The 20,837-nt window shown below is 66.2% G+C and carries 18 protein-coding genes and 1 pseudogene; 12 read left to right on the top strand and 7 right to left on the bottom strand.

Features of this window, described 5'->3' with window-relative positions; all coding sequences use genetic code 11:
- The first annotated feature begins 48 nt into the window (after nucleotides 1-48).
- From DTA22_RS04335 to DTA22_RS04325, 3 genes are all read left to right on the top strand, one after another.
- Nucleotides 49-912 (top strand): transketolase, encoded by an 864-nt coding sequence (locus DTA22_RS04335; protein ID WP_052032992.1) that lies wholly within the window; start codon nucleotides 49-51, stop codon nucleotides 910-912.
- On the top strand, nucleotides 909-1,898 hold the full coding sequence (locus tag DTA22_RS04330; protein ID WP_112298585.1) for a transketolase family protein: 990 nt from the start codon (nucleotides 909-911) through the stop codon (nucleotides 1,896-1,898). Before DTA22_RS04335 ends, DTA22_RS04330 begins: the two co-directional genes overlap by 4 nt.
- 213 nt (nucleotides 1,899-2,111) lie before the next feature.
- Nucleotides 2,112-2,852, top strand: a complete 741-nt coding sequence (locus DTA22_RS04325) for a lipoate--protein ligase family protein (RefSeq protein ID WP_112298584.1) — start codon at nucleotides 2,112-2,114, stop codon at nucleotides 2,850-2,852.
- A 60-nt stretch (nucleotides 2,853-2,912) separates the two neighbouring features.
- Here DTA22_RS04325 and pyk read toward each other — a convergent pair whose 3' ends face one another.
- From pyk to DTA22_RS04305, 5 genes and pseudogenes are all read right to left on the bottom strand, one after another.
- A complete protein-coding gene (pyk, locus tag DTA22_RS04320) occupies nucleotides 2,913-4,382 on the bottom strand; it encodes a pyruvate kinase (RefSeq protein WP_174233755.1) in 1,470 nt (489 codons plus the stop codon).
- A 141-nt stretch (nucleotides 4,383-4,523) separates the two neighbouring features.
- A pseudogene (locus DTA22_RS37115) lies at nucleotides 4,524-4,592 on the bottom strand (WhiB family transcriptional regulator); the annotation flags it as partial.
- A gap of 57 nt (nucleotides 4,593-4,649) precedes the next feature.
- Complete coding sequence (locus tag DTA22_RS04315; RefSeq protein ID WP_112298582.1) at nucleotides 4,650-5,783, bottom strand: glycerate kinase; 1,134 nt, start codon at nucleotides 5,781-5,783, stop codon at nucleotides 4,650-4,652.
- Nucleotides 5,784-5,827: 44 nt separating this feature from the next.
- Nucleotides 5,828-7,141 (bottom strand): 2-hydroxycarboxylate transporter family protein, encoded by a 1,314-nt coding sequence (locus tag DTA22_RS04310; protein WP_112298581.1) that lies wholly within the window; start codon nucleotides 7,139-7,141, stop codon nucleotides 5,828-5,830.
- A gap of 217 nt (nucleotides 7,142-7,358) precedes the next feature.
- Nucleotides 7,359-8,462 carry a tartrate dehydrogenase gene (locus tag DTA22_RS04305; protein ID WP_112298580.1) on the bottom strand — a complete coding sequence of 368 codons (1,104 nt, stop codon included), beginning with the start codon at nucleotides 8,460-8,462 and terminating at the stop codon, nucleotides 7,359-7,361.
- Nucleotides 8,463-8,643: 181 nt separating this feature from the next.
- Between DTA22_RS04305 and DTA22_RS04300 the strand changes: the two genes are divergently transcribed.
- The 4 genes from DTA22_RS04300 (at nucleotide 8,644) to DTA22_RS04285 (ending at nucleotide 13,021) form a co-directional block, all read left to right on the top strand.
- A complete protein-coding gene (locus tag DTA22_RS04300) occupies nucleotides 8,644-9,552 on the top strand; it encodes a LysR family transcriptional regulator (protein WP_037229570.1) in 909 nt (302 codons plus the stop codon).
- Nucleotides 9,553-9,910: 358 nt separating this feature from the next.
- The gene (locus DTA22_RS04295; protein ID WP_037229729.1) at nucleotides 9,911-10,900 is read left to right on the top strand and encodes an NAD(P)H-dependent flavin oxidoreductase; all 990 of its coding nucleotides are present in this window, start codon (nucleotides 9,911-9,913) and stop codon (nucleotides 10,898-10,900) included.
- 58 nt (nucleotides 10,901-10,958) lie between these two features.
- On the top strand, nucleotides 10,959-12,332 hold the full coding sequence (locus tag DTA22_RS04290) for an MFS transporter (protein ID WP_112298579.1): 1,374 nt from the start codon (nucleotides 10,959-10,961) through the stop codon (nucleotides 12,330-12,332).
- The gene (locus DTA22_RS04285) at nucleotides 12,329-13,021 is read left to right on the top strand and encodes a pyridoxamine 5'-phosphate oxidase family protein (RefSeq protein ID WP_112298882.1); all 693 of its coding nucleotides are present in this window, start codon (nucleotides 12,329-12,331) and stop codon (nucleotides 13,019-13,021) included. Before DTA22_RS04290 ends, DTA22_RS04285 begins: the two co-directional genes overlap by 4 nt.
- On the opposite strand, the gene DTA22_RS04280 is transcribed toward DTA22_RS04285, so the two are convergent.
- Nucleotides 13,009-13,878: a LysR family transcriptional regulator gene (locus tag DTA22_RS04280; RefSeq protein ID WP_037229576.1), complete on the bottom strand. Its 870-nt coding sequence runs from the start codon at nucleotides 13,876-13,878 to the stop codon at nucleotides 13,009-13,011. The genes DTA22_RS04285 and DTA22_RS04280 overlap by 13 nt on opposite strands.
- A gap of 105 nt (nucleotides 13,879-13,983) precedes the next feature.
- Here DTA22_RS04280 and DTA22_RS04275 point away from each other — a divergent pair, with 105 nt between their 5' ends.
- Together DTA22_RS04275 and DTA22_RS04270 are read left to right on the top strand one after the other, a co-directional pair.
- Nucleotides 13,984-15,012, top strand: coding sequence for a nitronate monooxygenase (locus tag DTA22_RS04275; RefSeq protein ID WP_112298881.1), 1,029 nt, complete (start codon nucleotides 13,984-13,986; stop codon nucleotides 15,010-15,012).
- 5 nt (nucleotides 15,013-15,017) lie between these two features.
- On the top strand, nucleotides 15,018-15,917 hold the full coding sequence (locus DTA22_RS04270) for a LysR family transcriptional regulator (protein WP_112298578.1): 900 nt from the start codon (nucleotides 15,018-15,020) through the stop codon (nucleotides 15,915-15,917).
- 352 nt (nucleotides 15,918-16,269) lie between these two features.
- Here the strand turns inward: DTA22_RS04270 and DTA22_RS04265 are convergent, their stop codons facing one another.
- Nucleotides 16,270-16,884 (bottom strand): TetR/AcrR family transcriptional regulator, encoded by a 615-nt coding sequence (locus DTA22_RS04265; protein ID WP_112298577.1) that lies wholly within the window; start codon nucleotides 16,882-16,884, stop codon nucleotides 16,270-16,272.
- A 150-nt stretch (nucleotides 16,885-17,034) separates the two neighbouring features.
- Here DTA22_RS04265 and DTA22_RS04260 point away from each other — a divergent pair, with 150 nt between their 5' ends.
- Genes DTA22_RS04260 through DTA22_RS04250 form a run of 3 tightly spaced genes read left to right on the top strand, consistent with a single transcriptional unit; the run spans nucleotide 17,035 to nucleotide 20,827 of the window.
- Nucleotides 17,035-18,252: an acetyl-CoA C-acetyltransferase gene (locus DTA22_RS04260; protein WP_112298576.1), complete on the top strand. Its 1,218-nt coding sequence runs from the start codon at nucleotides 17,035-17,037 to the stop codon at nucleotides 18,250-18,252.
- A 21-nt stretch (nucleotides 18,253-18,273) separates the two neighbouring features.
- The gene (locus DTA22_RS04255) at nucleotides 18,274-19,005 is read left to right on the top strand and encodes an SDR family oxidoreductase (RefSeq protein WP_037229584.1); all 732 of its coding nucleotides are present in this window, start codon (nucleotides 18,274-18,276) and stop codon (nucleotides 19,003-19,005) included.
- 25 nt (nucleotides 19,006-19,030) lie between these two features.
- Nucleotides 19,031-20,827 carry an acyl-CoA dehydrogenase gene (locus DTA22_RS04250; protein ID WP_112298575.1) on the top strand — a complete coding sequence of 599 codons (1,797 nt, stop codon included), beginning with the start codon at nucleotides 19,031-19,033 and terminating at the stop codon, nucleotides 20,825-20,827.
- Nucleotides 20,828-20,837: the final 10 nt, after the last annotated feature.

Here is a 20,837-nt window from a genome sequence, read left to right as displayed (position 1 = left end):
TTTTACTGCTCTATGGACAAGGCGTCCGACAGTTGGTACTTTTCGTCCATGCTGACACCAACCCCACCGGTCACCGACCACGACGACGACCTCGTCGACCTGATCTCCGAACGCGCGCTGTTCGCACGCCTCGAAACGGTCCGCCTCATCTCCATCGCCAAGACCGGCCATTACGCCTCCGGCTTCTCCTGTGCCGAGATCCTCGCGACCCTGTACTACGGCGTCATGCGGCTTCGGAAGGGTGAGCCGGATTGGCCCGACCGAGACCGCTTCCTGTTCGGCAAGGGCCACGCCGCGGCGACGCTCTATCCGCTCCTGGCGGATTGGGGGTTCTTCGACCCGGCCGAGCTCGACGAGTACACCCGCCTCGGCAACGCCTTCGGCGACCACCCCGACATGACCCGGATCCCCGGCATCGATTTCAGCAGCGGATCGCTCGGGCACGCCCTGTCGACCGGCACCGGAATCGCTCTCGGCACCCGCCTGCAGGGCCGCCCCTCCAACGTCTTCGTCCTCCTCGGCGACGGCGAACTGCACGAAGGTCAGATCTGGGAAGCCGCGCTCAGTGCGGCCCACCACGACGTCTCGAACCTGATCGCGATCGTCGACCGCAACGACCACTCCCTCGACGGCCGCATCGACACCGTGACCAACATCGAGCCGCTCGGCGACAAATGGCGCGCCTTCGGATGGGACGCGCACGAGGTCGACGGACACGACGTCCGCGCACTGCTCGCGACCTTCCGCGCGATCGTCGAGGACCCCGAACGAACACGCCCGGCCGTGATCATCGCGAACACCGTCAAGGGCAAGGGCATCTCCTACATGGAATCCGAATTCGGCTGGCATCTCGGCTGGCTGGCAGAACAAGACGAAATCAACGCGATCGAAGAACTGAGGAACAACCGATGAGCGTCGCACCCGGCCTGCAGGCCGAGTCCTGGCACCTGCTTACCCTGATCGAGCGGGCCCCCGGCTTCCACATACTCGCCGACACATTGGCCGATCTGGTCGACGAGGGGCATCCCATCGTCGCCGGAACCGCCGATCTCAAGTATTCGAACGGTCTGGTCGCGTTCCAGGAGCGTCACCCCGACCGATACGTTCAGTTCGGCATCTCCGAACAGCACATGGTCTCCACCGCAGCGGGACTCGCCACCACGGGGCTCCAGCCGTACGTCGCCACCTTCGCGTCGTTCATGGCCTACCTGGCCTGCGAGCAGATCCGCACCGACATCGCGTACACCAAGCAGCCGGTCCGGCTCATCGGCCATCACGCCGGCATCACGCTCGGCTTCTACGGCACCTCGCACCACGCCACCGAGGACCTCGCCATCACCCGCAGCATCCCCGGGCTCACGGTCATCGCCCCCGCCGACACCGCTCAGCTCGGGTCCGCGCTCCGTGCCGCCGTCGATCATCCCGCACCGATCTATTTCCGGATCGGCCGTGGTCAGGACCCGGACGTCTACGCCGACGGCACTCACCCCTTCACCATCGGCACCGCCATCGAACACGGCGCCGGCACCGACCTGACAATCATCGCCACGGGGTCGATGGTGCATCCCGCGCTCGCGGCGGCGCGGGCACTGAACGCCGGTGGCATCGCCACGGGTGTCGTCGACATGCACACCGTCAAGCCCCTCGACACCGAAGCCGTCGCCCGCGCCGCGCAGCGGTCCCGCATCGTCCTGACCGTGGAGGAACACAATGTCATCGGTGGTCTCGGGGGCGCGGTCGCGGAGGTCGTCGCCGAGCACGGGTACGGCACACGTGTCGTCCGGCACGGTGTGAAGGACGAATACGCGCTGATCGGACCGCCGACCCACCTGTACCGGCACTACAAGCTCGACGCCGCAGGTATCGAGGAGGTTGCGCGAACCGCCGTAGGGGCGTAAATCCGCACACGGCAGCACCATTTCCCGCGGTCCGTTCTGCCGGGCGGGGCGACGCGACTCCCGGCCCGGCCATTCCGCCCGCGCCGGGGGTCGCGCGCAGCTGCGCGGCGAAGCGGGTGCTCGTGTCGTCCCGCTCGGCGACACTGGAGTGACGTGCCGGTTGCGGCAATGACGTCGTGGCAGTGTGTTGCGGAACGGAGTGACGGGAACGGTATGACGATCAGGCAGTTGCTGACCACGCACTTTCCGGACGATCCCGTGATGGACGCGGCGCTCGCCACGGCACTTCTGCGTCGCACCGCGCGAGAGCCGAATGCCCCTGCGCTGGTGCGCATCTACAGTCCCGCGCGAACGCTGTCGTTCGGGCGGCTGGACGCTGTTCGAGCGCAGTTTCCGGCCGCCACCGCGGTGGCGCGGCAACACGGATTCACCCCCGTCGTCCGCGGCGCCGGAGGTCGGGCGGCGGCCTACCACGAGCAGAGCCTCGTCGTGGAGATGATCTCCCGGGACGCCGAGGGCATGGTCGGGGCCCGCCCGCGCTTCCAGCGCATCACCCCGAGGCTCGTCGCGGTGCTGAGGAAGCTCGGTGTCGATGCGCGCATCGGACCGGTGCCTGGTGAGTATTGCCCCGGTGATTGGACGGTGAACGGCGCAGGCCGCGTCAAGCTGGCAGGAACCGCGCAGCGAATAGTCGCCGGGGCGTGGCTCTTCGGTTTCGAACTGGTGGTGTCCGATCCCGACCCCGTGCGGGCGGTGCTCACCGATGTCAATGCCGCCCTCGAGCTGGAGTTCGACCCCGGCACGGCGGCGTCCCTGACGGACCTGAACCCGGACGTCACCCTCGAACAGGTCCGGGCCGCGATCCTCGCCGAACTCGGCGTGGTCCACGAACGGACCGCTGACCCCGACCTCCTGGAGGAGGCAGCGAATCTGCGCGACGCACATGTGGCGTGAGGCGTCACCGCGTCGGGTGTGCGGGCCTGGGAACGGAATGTGACGGATAGCACGGTCGTGTCAGTTCATGAGGTCGTCTTCGCCGATCCGGTGGACGTGGATGAGGTTGGTGGATCCGACGGTGTGCGGGGGTGAGCCGGCGACGATGACGACGAGGTCGCCGCGCCGGTAGCGGCCCAGTCGGAGGAGGGCGGTGTCGACCTGGCGGATCATTTCGTCGGTCGATTCGACCGGGTCGACGAGGAAGGTTTCGGTGCCCCAGGTGAGGGCGAGTTCGTGGCGCACCTGGGGTACCGGGGTGAACGCCAGCAGCGGTAGCGGGGTGTGGAGCCGGGCGAGACGTCGCACGGTGTCCCCGGACTGGGTGAACGCCACGAGCGCGGTGGCGTTCAGCCGCTCGCCGATGTCGCGGGCGGCGAACGAGATCACGCCGCCGTGGGTTCGCGGGATGTGTGTCAGGGCGGGAACGGTGGTGGATTCGTGTTCGACGGCGGAGAGGATCCGCGCCATCGTCGCGACCGTCTCGATCGGGTGGGCGCCGACGGAGGTTTCCCCGGAGAGCATCACCGCGTCCGCGCCGTCGAGGACCGCGTTGGCCACGTCCGACGCCTCCGCCCGGGTGGGCCGGGAATTGTCGATCATCGACTCGAGCATCTGCGTCGCCACGATCACCGGTCGGGCGTTCTCCCGGGCGATCTGCACGATCCGCTTCTGCATCAACGGCACCCGCTCGAGGGGGACCTCGACCCCGAGGTCGCCGCGCGCGACCATGACCGCGTCGAAGGCGCGCACGATCGCCTCGATGTCGTCGACGGCCTCGGGTTTTTCGATCTTCGCGATCACCGGCACCCGCCGGCCGATCCGGTCCATCACCTCGTGGACGCGGTCGATGTCGGTGGGGGCGCGCACGAACGACAGGGCGATCAGGTCCACCCCGAGGCGCAGGGCGAATTCGAGGTCGTCGATGTCCTTGTCGGACAGGGCGGGAACGGAGACGTTCATTCCGGGCAGGCACACGCCCTTGTTGTTGCTGATCGGGCCGCCCTCGGTCACCCGGCACACCACGTCGTTGTCGTCGACGTCGATGACGGTCAGCGCGATCTTGCCGTCGTCGACCAGGAGGCGGTCACCGGGCCGCGCGTCCTCGGCGAGCTGGCGGTAGGTGGTCGAGACCCGGTCGTGGGTGCCCTCGCACTCCTCGACGGTGATCCGGACCTGTTCCCCGGCCGCCCACACCGCCGCGCCGTCGGCGAAGCGGCCGAGGCGGATCTTCGGTCCCTGCAGGTCCGCGAGGATTCCCACGGCCCGGCCGGTGCTGCCGGCCGCGGCGCGGACGCGCCGGTAGTTGGCCTCGTGGTCGGTGTGGTCGCCGTGGCTGAAATTCAGGCGGGCGATGTCCATCCCGGTTTCGACGAGGGCGTGGGTGCGTTCGTCGGTGGCGGTGGCAGGGCCGAGCGTGCAGACGATCTTCGCCCTGCGCGGAGACAGCAGTGAAGCCGAGTCGACCTCGGCAGCGAGTGACGAGTGGATGTCGGTGAGAGTCACAAGGATCCTTCGTTGTGCACAGTGGGGGTACGAGCGGCGGTGGGCCACTTCGATGGCGTCAGCGGGTCGACCCGACCGGTGGAACGGCGACCTTGCCGAGGTGGCCGGGTGCAGGGCGCGTTCCTTGGCGGTCATCCCACCCCAGACTCCGTAGGGTTCGCCGGCCGCGAGGGCGTGCTTGCGGCAGTGCGTGAGGACGGGGCAGCGGACGGGATGAGGGCAGCTGGTATCGCGGGTCGTTCACGGCGTCGCTCATACGGCGGTAGGTGCGGCGACGGCAGTGGTGGAGCGGCCGATTCGCCTGCCGATGCGGGTGAGGATTTTGCCGGTCAGCTCCGGGTCGGCGGCGGTGTTGCGGTCGGTGTAGTCGCCGAGGGCATGGATGTACTCGAAACCAGCCGGTGCCCAACGGTTCCGGGAGAGCGTGTTGCGGCCGGCGACGGCGATCACCGGGACCGGGTGGGCGCGGCGGGCCAGGACGGTGAGAAGTTTGCCGTGTTCGGTCTGCTCGTCGATGCTGCCCTCGCCGGTGATCACCAGGTCGGCGCTGGGGAGGTGTCCGTCGAAGTCGAGCAGTTCGAGGAAGAACTCGGCGCCGGAGACCATCCGGGCCCCGAGCAGCAGGGCAGCGAAGCCGAGGCCACCGGCGGCACCGGCCCCGGCCGCATCCGCCAGACACCGTGCGTGCGGGTAGCCGCTGCGGGTGAACGCCTCCACGAGGGTGCGCAGGCCGGCGTCGAGGAACTGCAGGTCGGCTTCGGTGGCGCCCTTCTGCAGACCGTAGACGGCGGCGGCACCGTGCGGTCCGGTCAGCGGGTTGGTGACGTCTCCGGCGATCACGATCTCGATGCCGGACAGGTTCACCGTTTGGTAGGCGTCGACCGTGTGGACCTGGTGCAGGGTCCGCCCGCAGGCCCGCAGCTGACGGCCGTCGGCGTCGGCGAAGGTGAATCCCAGCGCGGCGAGCATGCCCATCCCACCGTCGGTGCTGGCGGACCCGCCCAGGGCCAGCACCAGCCGGGTGGGGTGGTGGCGCAGTGCCTGACCGATGGCTTGCCCCATCCCGAGGCTGGAGGCGTCGAGCGGAGCGCGGCGGCCGCCCGGGAGAGTGGCCAGGCCGCAGGTGTCGGCGACCTCGACCACGACTGTGCCGTCGTGGACGGCGATCCGGCCGTAGTGCGGGGTTCCTGTTGCCCCGGCCACGGTCACCGGGTGTGGCGTGAAGCCGGCGGCCAAGGCGGCGTCGATGCTGCCGTCGCCGCCGTCGGCGAGCGGAAGTCGGTCGCTGTCGACGCCCGCCTCCGCCAGTCCCTCGGCGAGACGGTCGGCGACCTGCGACGCGGACAGGCTTCCCTTGAACTTGTCGGGAGCAACCAGAACCCTCACGGCTGTCTTCTTTCCTGCTGGTAGTGGACCGAGGACCTCGGGAGTCAGCCGAGGATCCGGATGAGAGAGGCGGCGGAGATGACGGTGGTGACACCGCCGAGTCGGGTGGAAATCTGCGCGAAGGGCATGAGGTTCATGCGGTTGGACGCCGACAGGATCGCGACGTCGCCGGTGCCGCCGAGGCCGCTGTGGCAGACGGTCACCAAAGACGCGTCGACCGGGTACATGCCGATCGCCTTGCCGACATAGAACCCGACCAGCACCATCGAGAGCACCACGGCGGTGCAGGTGATCACGTATCCGATGGAGACGACATCGATGACATTGGCCAGCGGCACGTAGAGCATGCCGAGACCGATCATGACGGGATAGATGAAGTATCCGGAGATGATCTTGTAGACGCCGCGGGCGCTGTCCTCGACGCTCTGCGGGAAGACGTTGAACAGCTTGCAGATCACCGAGATGAGGATGACGAGCACCGGTGCCGGCAGGTGGACGAAATGTTCGAGCATGGTGCCCAGGACGAACAGGCTGCAGATCGTCAGCACACCCATGGCGTAGTTGGGTGAGGTGCTCGTCTCCCGATCGGCGGAGTCGTCGGACGGGGCGAGCAGGTCGTCGGTGTCGCCGGTCTTGACCAGCTGCCCGCCGCCGTCGAGGTGGGGTTTGCGGTCGCCGATCCGGCGCAGGACGCCGGCGCTGATAATGGCGACGATGTTGCCAATGATCGCGGCGGGGATGAGCTGCGAGATGTAGGTGGACGATTCGCCGCCCATCGCCGAGGCGTATGCCGCCGAGAGCGGGATGACTCCCTCGCCGATTCCGCCGCCGAGGATGGGGACGACGATGAAGAACAATGCGCGGTGGAAGTCGTAGCCGAAGAGCATGGCAACGCCGATGCCGACGGAGACGGCGACGACGGTGCCGATGAACAGCGGCGGGAAGATCTTGACCAGGCCGCCGATCATGACCTTGCGGCTCATGCCCAGGATGCTGCCGACCACCAGGGTGCAGATGACGAAGTAGAGGAAGTTCGCTTCCTTCATCAGCGAGTGCACGGCGTCGAGGGTGTTGTCGTTGAAGACCCCGAAGTAGACCAGGATGGACGGGGTCATCAGGCAGACGAGGGCGCCGCCGCCGATCTTGGAGATGATCGGGAGCCGATTTCCCAACGGTCCGAGCAGCATTCCCAATCCGACGATGACCGCGAGGCCGCCGATCATGTTCTTGGGAATGGAGTTGAACAGGCCTGCGACCATCACGATGGCGGTCAGGGCGATGGGAATGATCAGTGGCACGCCGTCGAGACGGGGACGGCGGAAGGATGAAGCAAGGCGTGGTCGAGTCTCGATGCTCATGGGATTCCCGTTCGGGGGGTGTGGCGGCCTCGCTAGCCGCAAGTGGAAGGAGCGGAGGCGTCACGCTCGATGAAGCTGCGCATCAATGCGCGAACCGCCGGATATCGGCGACGAGCCGGGAGGAGGTGAGGTCCTCCACGACGAAGAATTCGGTGGGCCGGGTGCCGACCGGTGACCGATCGGCCGGGTCGACACCCGGCAGGAGGTGCTGATTTCTCTAGGATCGCACCAACGCCATGCTGGTGTTGGTTTCGAACTGGCGGCGCACTGCCTCGCCGAGAGTCTTGGTGGTGGCCGTGCCGCCCATGTCAGGGGTGAGCGTGTCGCCGCCGACTGCGAGGACGTCCTCGACTGCGGTCATGACGGCGGCGGCGGCCTCGGTCTCGCCGAGGTGTTCGAGCATCATGCTCGCGCTCCAGATCTGCCCGATCGGGTTGGCGATGCCCTTGCCCGCGATGTCGGGGGCCGACCCGTGGACCGGCTCGAACAGACTCGGGAACTTGCGCTCCGGGTTGATGTTTCCGCTCGGGGCCACGCCGATGGTGCCGGTGCAGGCCGGGCCGAGATCGGACAGGATGTCACCGAACAGGTTGCTGGCGACGACGACGTCGAACCAGTCCGGGTGCAGAACGAAGTTCGCGGTGAGGATGTCGATGTGGTACTTGTCCACCGCGACATCGGCGAAGTTCTGGGCCATCGCTTCGACGCGCTGATCCCAGTACGGCATCGAGATCGAGATGCCGTTGCTCTTCGTCGCCGAGGTCAGATGCTTCTTCGGCCGGGACTGGGCGAGATCGAAGGCGTACTTCAGGATTCGGTCGACACCGGTTCGCGTCATCACCGTTTCCTGGATGACGGTTTCGCGGTCGGTGCCCTCGAAGATCTTGCCGCCGATGCTCGAGTATTCGCCCTCGGTGTTCTCCCGCACGACGTAGAAGTCGACGTCACCGGGTTCGCGGCCGGCGAGCGGGCTGGTGATGCCGGGGAGAAGTTTGACCGGGCGCAGGCTCACGTACTGGTCGAAGTGGCGGCGGAACTGCAGCAGGCTTCCCCACAGGCTGATGTGGTCGGGGACCACGTCCGGCCAGCCGACCGCGCCGAAGAAGATCGAATCGAAACGATTGAGCTGGTCGAACCAGCCGTCGGGCAACATCGTGCCCGTCTTGGTGTAGTAGTCGGCGCTGGCGTAGTCGAACTGCTCGTAGTCGAGTTGGAAGTCGAATGCCGACGCCGCGGCCTCGAGGATCCGCAGCCCCTCGGGGACGACCTCCGTGCCGATTCCGTCTCCGGGAATGACTGCTATCCGATGCGTTGCGCCCATGATGCGTGTGCTCCTTGCTGGGGTGAGAATGTCTGGCTTGCGGCGTAATTCGCGGAAGACGGAGTGACCGGACTACGCGATGCCATCTACTGTGGGACTGATCACAGCCTATAAGGCAACAATCGGCCTGGAAAGCCGCAAATGAGCAAGACAGTTTTTCCAAATAGGAAAGAATGGGACCATGTCCAGTGATGCATCAGCGGAAGACGTCCTGTTCTTCGACGTGGTTGCGCGGTCGTCGAGCTTGACCGAAGCGGCCCGCGAGTTCGGCGTGTCGGTCTCGTCGGTGAGCAAACGACTGAGTCGGATCGAGAAACGGCTGAACGTGCGGTTGATCCAGCGCACGACGCGCCGCCTCACCCTCACCCCTGAGGGGGAGCGTTATGCGGCGGGGGCCGCGGGCATCGCGGCGGAGTTGACGGAGCTCGAGGAATCGATCTCCGAGCAGCATGCCGAACTCGTCGGCCGGGTGCGGGTGCATGCCACCTTGGGGTTGGGCCGGGCGCACATAGCCCCGCTGGTCGGTCAGTTTCTCGACGAACATCCGCGGGTGCAGATCGAACTCGATCTCTCGCCGCTCCCGCTCAACATCGCCGGGACCACCTTCGACATCGGCATCCGAGTCGGCTCGTTGCAGGATTCGAGGTTGACCGCCAAACGCCTGAGCCGGAACCGCCGAGTGGTGTGTGCCTCCCCGGAGTATCTCGAACGGCACGGAACTCCCACACAGCCCAAGGACCTCGAACACCACAACTGCATCGTGCTGCGAGAGAACGAAGGCGACTACGCATTGTGGCGGTTCGGGGAGGCCAACGACGAGATCGCCATCCGGGTGGCCGGGAACCTGTTGTGCAACGACGGGGACGTCACAACCCGCTGGTGCGTGGAAGGGCACGGTGTGATCATGCGCTCGATGTGGCACGTCGCTCCGCTTCTTCGTGAAGGGGCGCTCGTCCAGGTGTTGTCGGACTTCCCCACCCCCGCCGCCGACATCAATGCGCTGTACTCCGCCACGTCGCACGTGCCCCGTCGTATCCGCGCACTCGTCGACCATCTCGCCGCCGGACTGGGCGACCGGATCGAGCAGTGACACACCCCGTCGGTGAGCGGCTCGGGAAGAGGATTCACGACGAGTCCGCGTTTCTCGCCGACACGATATGGGCGACGGCAGGATCGGGGAAAGGAGGGGGAACGACCATGAGAATCGATGGTCGTGTTCGCCGTCGCACGGCTAACGAACAAGATCGCGCAGATTCTTTGCAGAACAGTCAATTTCACGTGTCCTGCGGGGCGCGCGCGAGCGTTCTGTTCCGGAGAACGCAGGTATCGGTACAAACTGTTGGACCACTGTTCCGCCCGGTTCTAGCGTTGTCGCATAGCCATCCGGTGTGACGTGCGGCACGTGGGAACCACTGCGACACGTCGGAGAATTCGTGGAGGAGTCCAGCGTGAGCTTGCAGAACCGTTTCACCGAGAAATTCGGAATCGAGCATCCCATCGTCCTTGCCCCGATGGATTACGTCTCCGATGGGCGATTGGCTTCTGCGGTGGCCGAGGCAGGTGGGCTGGGATTGATCGGCGGCGGGTACGGCGACGAGTCCTGGCTGCGCGATCAGTTCGACCGCGTGACGACCGACGCGGTCGGCTGTGGCTTCATCACCTGGTCCATGGCGCAGCAACTGCAACTCCTCGAGAAGGCGATCGGCTACCGGCCGGCGGCCCTCTTCCTCTCGTTCAGCGACCCGGCACCGCATGCGCCTGCGATTCGTGCGGCGGGAATCCCGCTGATCTGCCAGGTGCACGATCTCGAGCAAGCGCGCCGCGCGGTGGCGGTAGGTGCGAGCGTCATCGCTGCGCAAGGAGGAGAAGCAGGCGGCCACGGAACAGGAACCCGATCGACGTTCACCCTGGTACCGGAGATCGCCGACCTTCTCCAGCGGGAGGCACCGGATGTGATGCTGCTGGCGGCCGGTGGAATCGGTGACGGCCGAGGCCTGGCGGCCGCCCTCGCGCTCGGAGCGGACGGTGCCCTCGTCGGGACCAGGTTCTGGGCGGCCGAGGAGGCGGCGATTCCCCGTGCCGCCCAGCACCGTGCGCTACGGGCGAGTGGGGACGACACGATCAGGCAAAGAGCCTTCGACATCGTGCGTGAGAAGCCCTGGCCGAGTCGGTACACGGGCCGAGTCCTGCACAACGACTTCATTCGCCGATGGCACGGCGACGAGTCCGGCCTCCGGGGCGTGCTTCAGGAGAAGCAGGAGCAATTCCGGGCAGCGGTGAAGGCCGAGGACTACGACGTCGCGAATCTGATCGTCGGTGAGGTCGTCGGGCAGATCGATCGTGTCGACACCGTCGCGTCGATCATCGATGACATGGTCGGCTCCGCCGCCGCCATCCTGGGCCGCACTTCGCACCAGCTGGCGGCGCTCGGCTCCTAGCGCCGTATCGGTGCGACCTCGCAAACCCTCACCCCGCGCGTCCCCAGAAGGATTCCCCATGACCAGCCAGTCCGTGTCACCACCTGCTCTCGCGAGCGGTGTCGCGAAGAGCAGTCTTCGCAAGATCATCACCGCGTCGAGCGTCGGAACGTTGATCGAATGGTACGACTTCTACATCTACGGGAGCCTCGCGGTCGTGTTCTCCGGGATGTTCTTTCCCGAAGGAAACGGAACCGCAGCACTTCTCGTCACGATTGCCGCCTTCGGCACGGGCTTCGTCGTACGCCCCATCGGTGCCGTGGTGTTCGGCAGAATGGGAGATCGCGTCGGACGTAAGAAGACGTTCATGACGACGTTGCTCATCATGGGCGGCGCCACCACGATGCTCGGACTGATGCCCACCTATGACCACATCGGGATTCTGGCGCCGATACTGCTGGTGACGTTGCGGCTGCTGCAGGGTCTCGCGATCGGCGGAGAGTACGGGGGCGCAGTCGTCTACATCGCGGAGAATTCGCCGGCGAAGAAACGCGGAGCCCTCACCAGTGTTCTCCAGACCGCCGCGACCGGTGGTCTGCTCCTGTCGATCGGCGTCATCGTGCTCTGCCGGGTCGGGTTGGGCGAGCAGGCATTCAATTCGTGGGGCTGGCGGATTCCGTTCCTTCTGTCCGCGGTCCTGGTGCTGTTCTCACTGAAGATCCGCATGAAGATGCACGAATCACCGGTGTTCGAGGAGATGCGGCGGAGCGGAAAACTCTCGCGGTCACCGATCAAGGATGCGGTCGCGCACGGGCCGGCCCTCGCGTTGCTGCTCGTCGTGCTCTTCGGAGTCACGGCCGGGCTGGGAGTTGCCTGGTACACCAGCCAGTTCTACACGCTCTACTTCCTGCAGACGATCTTGAAGATCGACTTCCTCACCGCGAACGTCTCCGTCGGAATCGCCCTGGTTATCGCGACACCGTTCTTCGTCATCTTCGGCAAGATGTCCGACAGGTATGGACGGCCTCGGATCATTCTGTGCGGCTTGGTGCTTTCGGCGGTCGGCTACCTCCCGCTGTTCCTGTGGATCCGGGATGCCGCGGTCCACGGCCACCATATCCAGATGGTCGTGCCTCTGACGATTCAGGTCGTCTTCGTCACCATGGTCTACGGGCCCACTGCGGCATTCCTGTCCGAACTGTTCCCGCCACAGATCCGCTACACGGGACTGTCGCTGGCGTACCACATCGGGACCGGCGTGTTCGGTGGCTTCACTCCTCTGGTGGCGCTCTCGCTCAACTCGGCGACCGGGAACGTCCTCGCCGGGCTGATCTACCCCATCGCGGTAACCACGGTCACGGCAGTGGTGTTCGTGCTGACGTTGCGGCGTGGAGTGGACAGCCCGATAGTCCGGCGGGCGTGGAAGCACATCGATTCCGAGTGCTCGTCATGAGACACCCGACCCGGTACGGCGCGATCGCGTTCACTGCTCCGGTGGCCGAGCGGCAGAAGGCGACGGGGAGCATCAACTGGTACGGGCGCATGCGGGCGCAGGAGGACGACCCCGGCCTGCCCGACGAACTGGACACCCGCGTCACTGCACTGATCCGAGCCACCGATTCGTTCTTCATCGCGACTGTGACGCCCTCCGGGTGGCCCTATATCCAGCACCGCGGCGGCCCGCCCGGCTTCGTGCACGTGCCGAATCCGACGACGATTGCGCTGGCGGACTATTCGGGGAATCAGCAGTTCGTCACGGTCGGCAACCTCGACGAGAACGACCGAGTGGCCCTCTTCTTCATCGACTACCCCACCCGCAGCAGAGTCAAGGTCTACGGACGAGCCGAGGTCGTCGAGCGTGCCGACGATCCGGATCTCATCGCACGGCTTCTCACCACACCGGACGGGGTCGGTAGGGCAGGATGCGATCGTGCGTTCGTCGTCCACGTCGAGGCCCTCGACCGGAACTGCACGAAGAACATCCCCCCGAAGTACGGCGAGGCGCGGATGCAGGAATCGCTCACGTGGGCCCGCAAGGGTTTACAGGAAGAGATCGAACTGTTGCGATCCCGCAATGCAGAACTGGAACGGGAGATCACCCGGCTCCGCCTGCACAACGACGACGACGGTCAGCCGTGGTGACCGGCGGTGCCACCGCCGGGTGGGGGAGAGTGCCGGATCGCGGCGTCCCGCAGCACCCGCAGCAGCGGTGTCACCCGGTTGCGGCGGTACACGAACCTCACGATCGCGGGCGGCGCACCGACCAACGGGATGAACTGGACATTCCGATGGGTTACCCGCCTCCGGGCAACTTCGGGAACCGTGCCGACACCGCGATCGGCGGCGATCAACTCGAGCCACTCGTCGAAGTTCGAGCACGTCACCACCGGACCGTCGTGGTTCGGCCACAGATCTTCGGATGTGGTGCCGCTGAGGGTATTGATGACCAGAGGAAGCGTTCCGAACTCGGCCCAGTCGATCGAATCGCGGGTCGCGAGAGGCGACGCGGTCGAGACCGCCGCAATCCGCTGCTCCTCGAACAACGGGTGCTGCACGAACTCGTCGCCGGGAACATCCCGGCGGATGACGGCGGCGTCCACGGTGGCGTTGTTCAGTGCGGCGACGGGGTCGTCGTAGCGACGCGGAACGACGGTGGCGCGGGAGTTCTTCTCGACGTCGTCGATCACCTGCTGCGCCCACGGATCGGGGAGGAGCCAACTGAAGCCGAGGACGAGGGATCGGTTGGTGTACAGCGCAACCGCGGAATCGAGATCGCCGAGAATGACGCGCACCTTCTCGACGAATCCGGCACCGTCCTCGGTGAGGGCGAGTGCCCGCGAGGTCCGGTCGAACAATCGAACGCCGAGCGAGGTCTCGAGCTGCTGCACCGTTCGAGTCAGCGCCGGCTGGGTGATGTGGAGCTCGTTCGCCGCGGCGGTGAACGAGCCTGCCTCGGCGACGGCAACGGCCGCCCGCAGATGCCGCAGTTCGATGGACATAACTCCCAAGCATAGATCCAGCCGAATAGGCATTTCCGCTCCGCAAAGCGGCGGTGCACGATGAGGAACGGAAAGACCACGCACACATCGACCGAAAGGATCCCGGTGTTCGATCTCGACGACGGCCTCCGAATTCCCATCATCGGGGCGCCCATGGCAGGAGGGCCGAGCACGCCCGAGCTCGTCGCCGCGGTCTCGTCCGCCGGTGGCCTCGGCTTCCTTGCGGCCGGGTACAAGACAGTCGACGCGGTTCGACGGGAGGTCGACGCGGTCCGCGCGCTGACGAGCGCACCGTTCGGACTCAATCTTTTCGTCCCCGGCCGCCCTCTGGCCGATCGCGCAGCGGTGGAGGCCTACCGGGAGCGGCTGCAGCCGCTCGCCGAACGCCGGCAGGTGGTGCTGCCGGAGATCGTCGACTTCGACGACGACGCATTCGACGCCAAGGTCGACCTCGCGGTCGAGCGTGCCGTTCCCGTGGTGTCGTTCACCTTCGGCCTTCCGCCGCGGGAGGTCGTCGATCGGTTACACGACGCCGGCAGCGCGGTGGTGGCCACGGTGTCCGACGTCGACGAGGCGGTCTCGGCCGCTCGCTTGGGCGTCGACGCGATATGCCTACAAGGAGTCGACGCGGGCGGGCACCGAGCGACGCTCGACCCCGACGCCGAGCCGGACCCACGTTCGACGAGGGAATTGGTCGAGGCGGCCCGCTCGGCAGTCGACCTTCCCCTCATCGCGGCGGGCGGGATAGCGACCGGAACAGATGTTGCGACGACACTCGCGGCCGGTGCCACCGCCGTCCAGATCGGCACCGCTCTGCTCGACGCCGACGAGGCCGGGACCAAACCCGCACACCGGGCCGCGTTGCACGACGCCCGATTCACCGACACCGTCGTCACTCGCGCGTTCTCCGGTCGTCCCGCGCGTGGCCTGGTCAATGACTTCATCACCGACTTCGATGCGTATGCGGTGGCGGCATATCCGCAGGTACACCTGCTGACCACTGGGCTGCGAGCCGCAGCCGCCGCCAGCGGCGACCCGCACGGCCTCGCCCTGTGGGCCGGCATCGGCTATCGCAGTGCTCGTTCGGCCCCCGCAGGGGAGATCGTTCGGGACCTGTGGAGTGAAACACGGTAATTCCCATGGACATCGGCGATCTGAACTTCTTCCTGGCCGTGGCCCGCGCCGGCGGAATTTCTCGGGCATCGAAGGAACTTCTGACGGTTCAGTCGAACATCAGCTCACGGATCCGCGCGCTCGAAGACGAACTCGGAGTGGCACTGTTCCGCCGTCATGCCCGTGGGGTGACCCTGACGAACTCCGGCGAACGTCTGCTGCCGTACGCCGAACAAATCACTCAGCTCGTGCGGGAAGTGACGCAGGTCGTCAGCGACGATCGCGATCCGGCTGGAGGACTGGCGATCGGCTCCATGGAGACCACTGCGGGATTGCGGCTGCCCGGTGTGCTGGCCTCCTTCAGCGAAGAGTGCCCGCGAGTCGACTTCACCTTGGCGACCGACACCACCGACGCGCTGACCACCCAGGTGATCGAGCATCGACTCGACGGTGCTTTCGTCTGCGGCCCGGTGCGGCATCCGGACCTGGTCTCCGAGCAGGTCTTCGTCGAGCAGCTCGTGCTGGTGAGCGGCGTTCGCATGGCAGACCTGGACTCGATACCGGCCGACGGCGGGCGGCACAAAGTTCTCGTCCTCCGGGCCGGCTGCGCCTACCGGGCCCGCCTGGAGCGGCTCTTCGAACAGCACGGAGTGCCGGGCCCGGCGGTCCTCGAGTTCGGAACTCTCGAGGGCATCCTCGGATGTGCGGCCGCGGGGATGGGCGTGACCTTGCTGCCACTGGGTGTGGTGACCACGTCGCCGTTGGCGGCGGCCTTGAAGGTACATCACCTCGCGCCGGCCGACGCGCGCGCGGAAACCCTGTTCATCCGACGCAAGGACGCCACCGTGACCCCCGCCATGTCGCGTTTCCTGTTCCACACCCACGCGTCCAGCCGCCCGGCGTCCCTGAAATCCGTGGCCCGCTAGCGCGGCTTGCGGGCCACCAATCACGGCACCGGCGGATCTGCACACGCCCGAGAAAGGGCGATTCGCAGGCCGCCTAGTTTGTGACTACCCGGTTGCAGCCTGGACCAATGCGGCTGCGAGGGCATCTGGCTGGGTCAACTGCGACTCATGGCTACCGGGGGTGAATGTCTCGCCGTCGCTGGGAATTCCAACTCGCTGTTCCACTTCTGCTCCTCAGGAGACTGATCCAAATCGTTGGCTCGACGTTAGATCTCCTGCGGGCAGGTGGAGTGTCTCAGTTCTGCGGCTCCCGACGGACCTTGGGTCCGGATTGGGCGGGGGAGGATTGGGTGGCCTCCGTAATTCCCGTGCATCACACGCCTTGCGCACCCACCATCCGCAAGGACAGCTCCACATACCGCTCAGCGAGAATCGTCGGGTCGGAGTGCGTGTTCGAGGGGAACCATCGGCTTACGTCGACGCCGAGTGAGGTGATGGCGAGGGTGGCGGCTTCGGTGTCGATCGTTCGGAAATCGCCACACGCATCGCCTGCTTCGATGATGTGCGTGAAGACTTTCGACGTCGATCGTCGGATCGCCGCGATTGCTTGGAAGTGTTCGGGTGAGAGCGATCGCAGCTCGTGTTGCACTACCCGCGCAAGGGAATGGTTGCGTGCGTGCCACTCCACATAGGCAGCGACGGTGGAAGTGAGCCTGTCGACCGGCAGTGCGGTGGGTTGATCGGCTTTTGTGATCGCCGAAAGCGCCGAATAGTGCCCTTCCAGGCTGATCGCGAAGAGCAGCGATTCTTTGGTCTTGTAGTGCGGGTACACGGCTCCGGGACTGAGGTCCAGACTCGCGGCGATTTCCCGAGTGGTGGTCGCCCCGTATCCCTTGGCGGCGAAGACCTCGATGGCCGCTGCTCGTATACGCGCGGCGGCCTTGGATGTACCCACCTCGCTGGCGACGTCAGGCGCTGATGCACTCACCGCACTGCCTCTCAATCGGTAGGGGTTGACAGGTATCTATCGACGCCGCCAGTATATGCGAGCGCATAGAAAATAAGCACATGCTTAGAACTGAGGGGCTGCAGGTCCGCACCGACTGCCGTCCACCACGTCAATCGGTAGGAGTTACTCATGCCCGAGGCCGTCATCGTCTCCATCGCCCGTTCCCCGATCGGTCGCGCCATGAAGGGATCGCTCAAGGGCATGCGCCCCGACGACCTCGCCGCGCAGATGGTCCAGGCGGCACTCGACAAGGTGCCCGCACTCGACCCCACCGACATCAACGACCTCATCCTGGGCTGCGGCCTGCCCGGCGGCGAGCAGGGCTTCAACATGGGCCGCAACGTCGCGGTCCAGCTCGGCTACGACTTCATCCCCGGCACCACCATCACCCGGTACTGTTCGTCGTCGCTGCAGACCACCCGCATGGCTCTGCACGCGATCAAGGCCGGTGAGGGCGACGTCTTCATCTCCGCCGGCGTCGAGACCGTCTCCCGGTTCACCGCGGGCAACTCCGACTCGCTGCCCGACACCCAGAATCCGCTGTACGCCGACGCGCAGACCCGCACCGAGAAGCTCGCCCAGGGCGGCCAGCAGTGGGTCGACCCGCGGCAGGAGGGGCTGGTCCCCGACACCTACATCGCGATGGGCCAGACCGCCGAGAACGTCGCGCAGATCACCGGCATCACCCGCGAAGAGCAGGACCGGTGGGCGGTGCGCTCACAGAACCGCGCCGAGGAGGCCATCGGCAACGGTTTCTTCGAGCGGGAGATCACCCCGGTGACCCTGCCCGACGGCACCGTCGTGACGAAGGACGACGGCCCCCGCGCCGGCACCACCTACGAGGCCGTCAGCCAGCTGAAGCCGGTGTTCCGTCCGGACGGCACCGTCACCGCCGGCAACGCGTGCCCGCTCAACGACGGCGCCGCCGCCCTGGTGATCATGTCCGACACCAAGGCCACCGAGCTGGGGCTGACCCCGCTGGCCCGGATCGTGTCCACCGGGGTGTCCGGTTTGTCGCCGGAGATCATGGGCCTCGGCCCGATCGAGGCGTCCAAGCGGGCCCTGGCCATCGCGGGCCTGGGCATCTCCGACATCGACCTCGTCGAGATCAACGAGGCATTCGCGGTGCAGGTGATCGGCTCCGCGCGGGAGCTGAACATCGACGAGGACAAGCTGAACGTCTCCGGCGGTGCCATCGCCCTCGGCCACCCCTTCGGCATGACCGGTGCCCGCATCACCGCGACCCTGCTGAACAACCTGACCACCCACGACAAGCAGTTCGGCCTCGAAACCATGTGCGTCGGAGGCGGACAGGGCATGGCCATGGTCCTCGAACGCCTCAACTGACAACAAAGACAGGAAACCTCGATGGGCAACATCACCTACGATTTCACCGGCAAATCGGTCATCGTCACCGGCGCCGCCCGCGGCATCGGCCAGGCACTCGCACGCCACTTCGCCGACGCCAAGGCGACCGTGTTCATGGTGGACTTCGACAAGGACGAACTCGACAAGTCCGCCCGTGAGGTCGGCGCGGTCGGCATCCCCGCCGACGTCAGCAGCACCAACGACGTCGAGAAGGTCATCTCCACCGTGATCGCCGAAACCGGGCGGATCGATGTCCTGGTCAACAATGCCGGCATCCTGCGGGACAAGGTGCTGTGGAAGCTGACCGACGACGACTGGGACCAGGTCCTGAATGTCCACGCCGGCGGGACGTTCCGCTTCACCCGGGCCTGCGTGCCGCACTTCCGGAAGCAGGAATTCGGCCGGGTCGTCAACATCACCTCCTACACCGGACTGCACGGCAACCGGGGCCAGGCCAACTACGCCACCGCCAAGGCCGGGATCATCGGGTTCACCAAGACCGCGGCGAAAGAACTGGCCGCATTCGGTGTCACCGTCAACGCGATCTCGCCGAACGCCGCCACGCGGATGACGGCCTCGATTCCTGAGGAGAAGATCGCCGAGCTCACCGGCCCCATTTCGCGGTTCGCCGACCCGTCCGAGATGGCCGACGCCATCTGCTTCCTCGCTTCCGAGGAAGCCGGCTACATCACTGGCGTCGTCCTTCCGGTCGACGGCGGTGTCTCCATCTGACGCCACTTTCTGAACGGATGAACCCATGACCGACGTACTCTCCCGGCGCGACATCGACTTCCTGCTCTACGAATGGCTCGACGTCGTCTCGCTGACCTCCCGCAAACGCTTCGCCGAACACTCGAAGGACACCTTCGACGCCGTCCTCGACCTCAGTGCGGACATCGCGCACAAGCACTTCGCCACGCACAACAAGAAGGCCGACGCGAACGAGCCGACCATGCGACCGGACGGCACCGTCGACATGATCGACGAGGTCAAGACGGCGCTCGACGCCTACGCGGCCTCGGGCCTGATCGCCGGATCTTTCGACGAGAGCGTCGGGGGCATGCAACTGCCCGCCACGGTGGCGCGGGCGGCGATGGCCTGGTTCCAGGCCGCCAACGCCGGCACCGCCGCCTACCCGTTCCTGACCGCCGCCAACGCCAACCTGATCGCGACCTACGGCACCGAACAGCAGATCGACGACTACGTCCGTCCGATGCTCGAGGGCCGCTGGTTCGGCACGATGTGCCTGTCGGAACCCCAGGCAGGGTCGTCGCTGGCGGACATCACCACCCGGGCGGTGCCGCAGGACGACGGCAGCTACCGGTTGACCGGAACCAAGATGTGGATCTCGGGAGGCGACCACGAGCTCACCGAGAACATCGTGCACCTGGTGCTGGCGAAAATCCCGGGCGGCGGTCCCGGGGTCAAGGGCATTTCGTTGTTCATCGTCCCGAAGTTCCTTCCCGGCGCCGACGGCGCGGTCGGCGAGCGCAACGACGTCACGCTGATGGGCCTCAACCACAAGATGGGCAACCGGGGCACCACCAACACCCTGCTCGCGTTCGGTGACGGAACGCATTCCCCAGCAGGGCAATCCGGCGCTGTCGGGTTCCTCGTGGGGCGGGAACACCGGGGCCTGTCGTATATGTTCCACATGATGAACGAGGCCCGGATCGGTGTCGGTTTCCTCGCGATCTCCCTCGGCTACGTCGGCTACCAGAAGTCGCTCGAGTACGCGAAGGTGCGAACCCAGGGCCGCCCCCTCGGCGCCAAGGACCCGTCCTCGCAGCCGGTTCCGATCATCGAACACGCCGATGTCCGCCGCATGCTGCTGGCGCAGAAGTCCTACGTCGAAGGCGCTCTCGCGCTCGGCCTCTACTGCTCACGCCTGGTCGACGAGCAGGACACCGCCGAGGACACGGCGACGGCCGAGGAAGCAACATTGCTCCTCGACGTCCTCACCCCGATCGCGAAGAGCTGGCCGTCGCAATGGTGCCTCGAAGCCAACAGCCTCGCCATCCAGGTCCACGGCGGGTACGGCTACACCCGCGACTACGACGTCGAACAGTACTACCGCGACAACCGGTTGAATCCGATCCACGAAGGCACGCACGGCGTTCAAGGACTGGACCTGTTGGGTCGCAAGGTCACCATGCAAGACGGTGCCGGACTCTCACTGCTCGGATCGAAGGTCACCGCGACCATCGAACGCGGTCGTGTGATCGGCGGCGACACCGCCCGCTACGCGGCCGAACTCGATGCCGTGTGGAATCGGACCGTCGAGGTCACCGCGACACTGTGGTCTGCGGGCGACGCGACGACGTCGTTGGCGAACTCGTCGGTGTACCTGGAGGCGGTCGGGCACACGGTGATCGCGTGGATGTGGCTCGAGCAGCTCACCGCAGCCGACGGCAAAGAAGGCGACTTCTACGACGGCAAGCGCCACGCCGCCCGCTACTTCTACCGCCATGAGCTGCCCAAGGTCACACCGCAACTCGACCTGCTGGCAAGCCTGGACCGGACCACCCTCGACATGAACCCCAGCTGGTTCTGAACCCCAGGAG

Origin of the sequence: Rhodococcus wratislaviensis, from assembly GCF_900455735.1 — a bacterium.
GTDB classification, from domain to species: Bacteria; Actinomycetota; Actinomycetes; order Mycobacteriales; family Mycobacteriaceae; genus Rhodococcus_F; species Rhodococcus_F wratislaviensis.
Note: the sequence above shows the minus strand (reverse complement) of the source record. Positions and strands in the feature narration are given on the sequence as shown.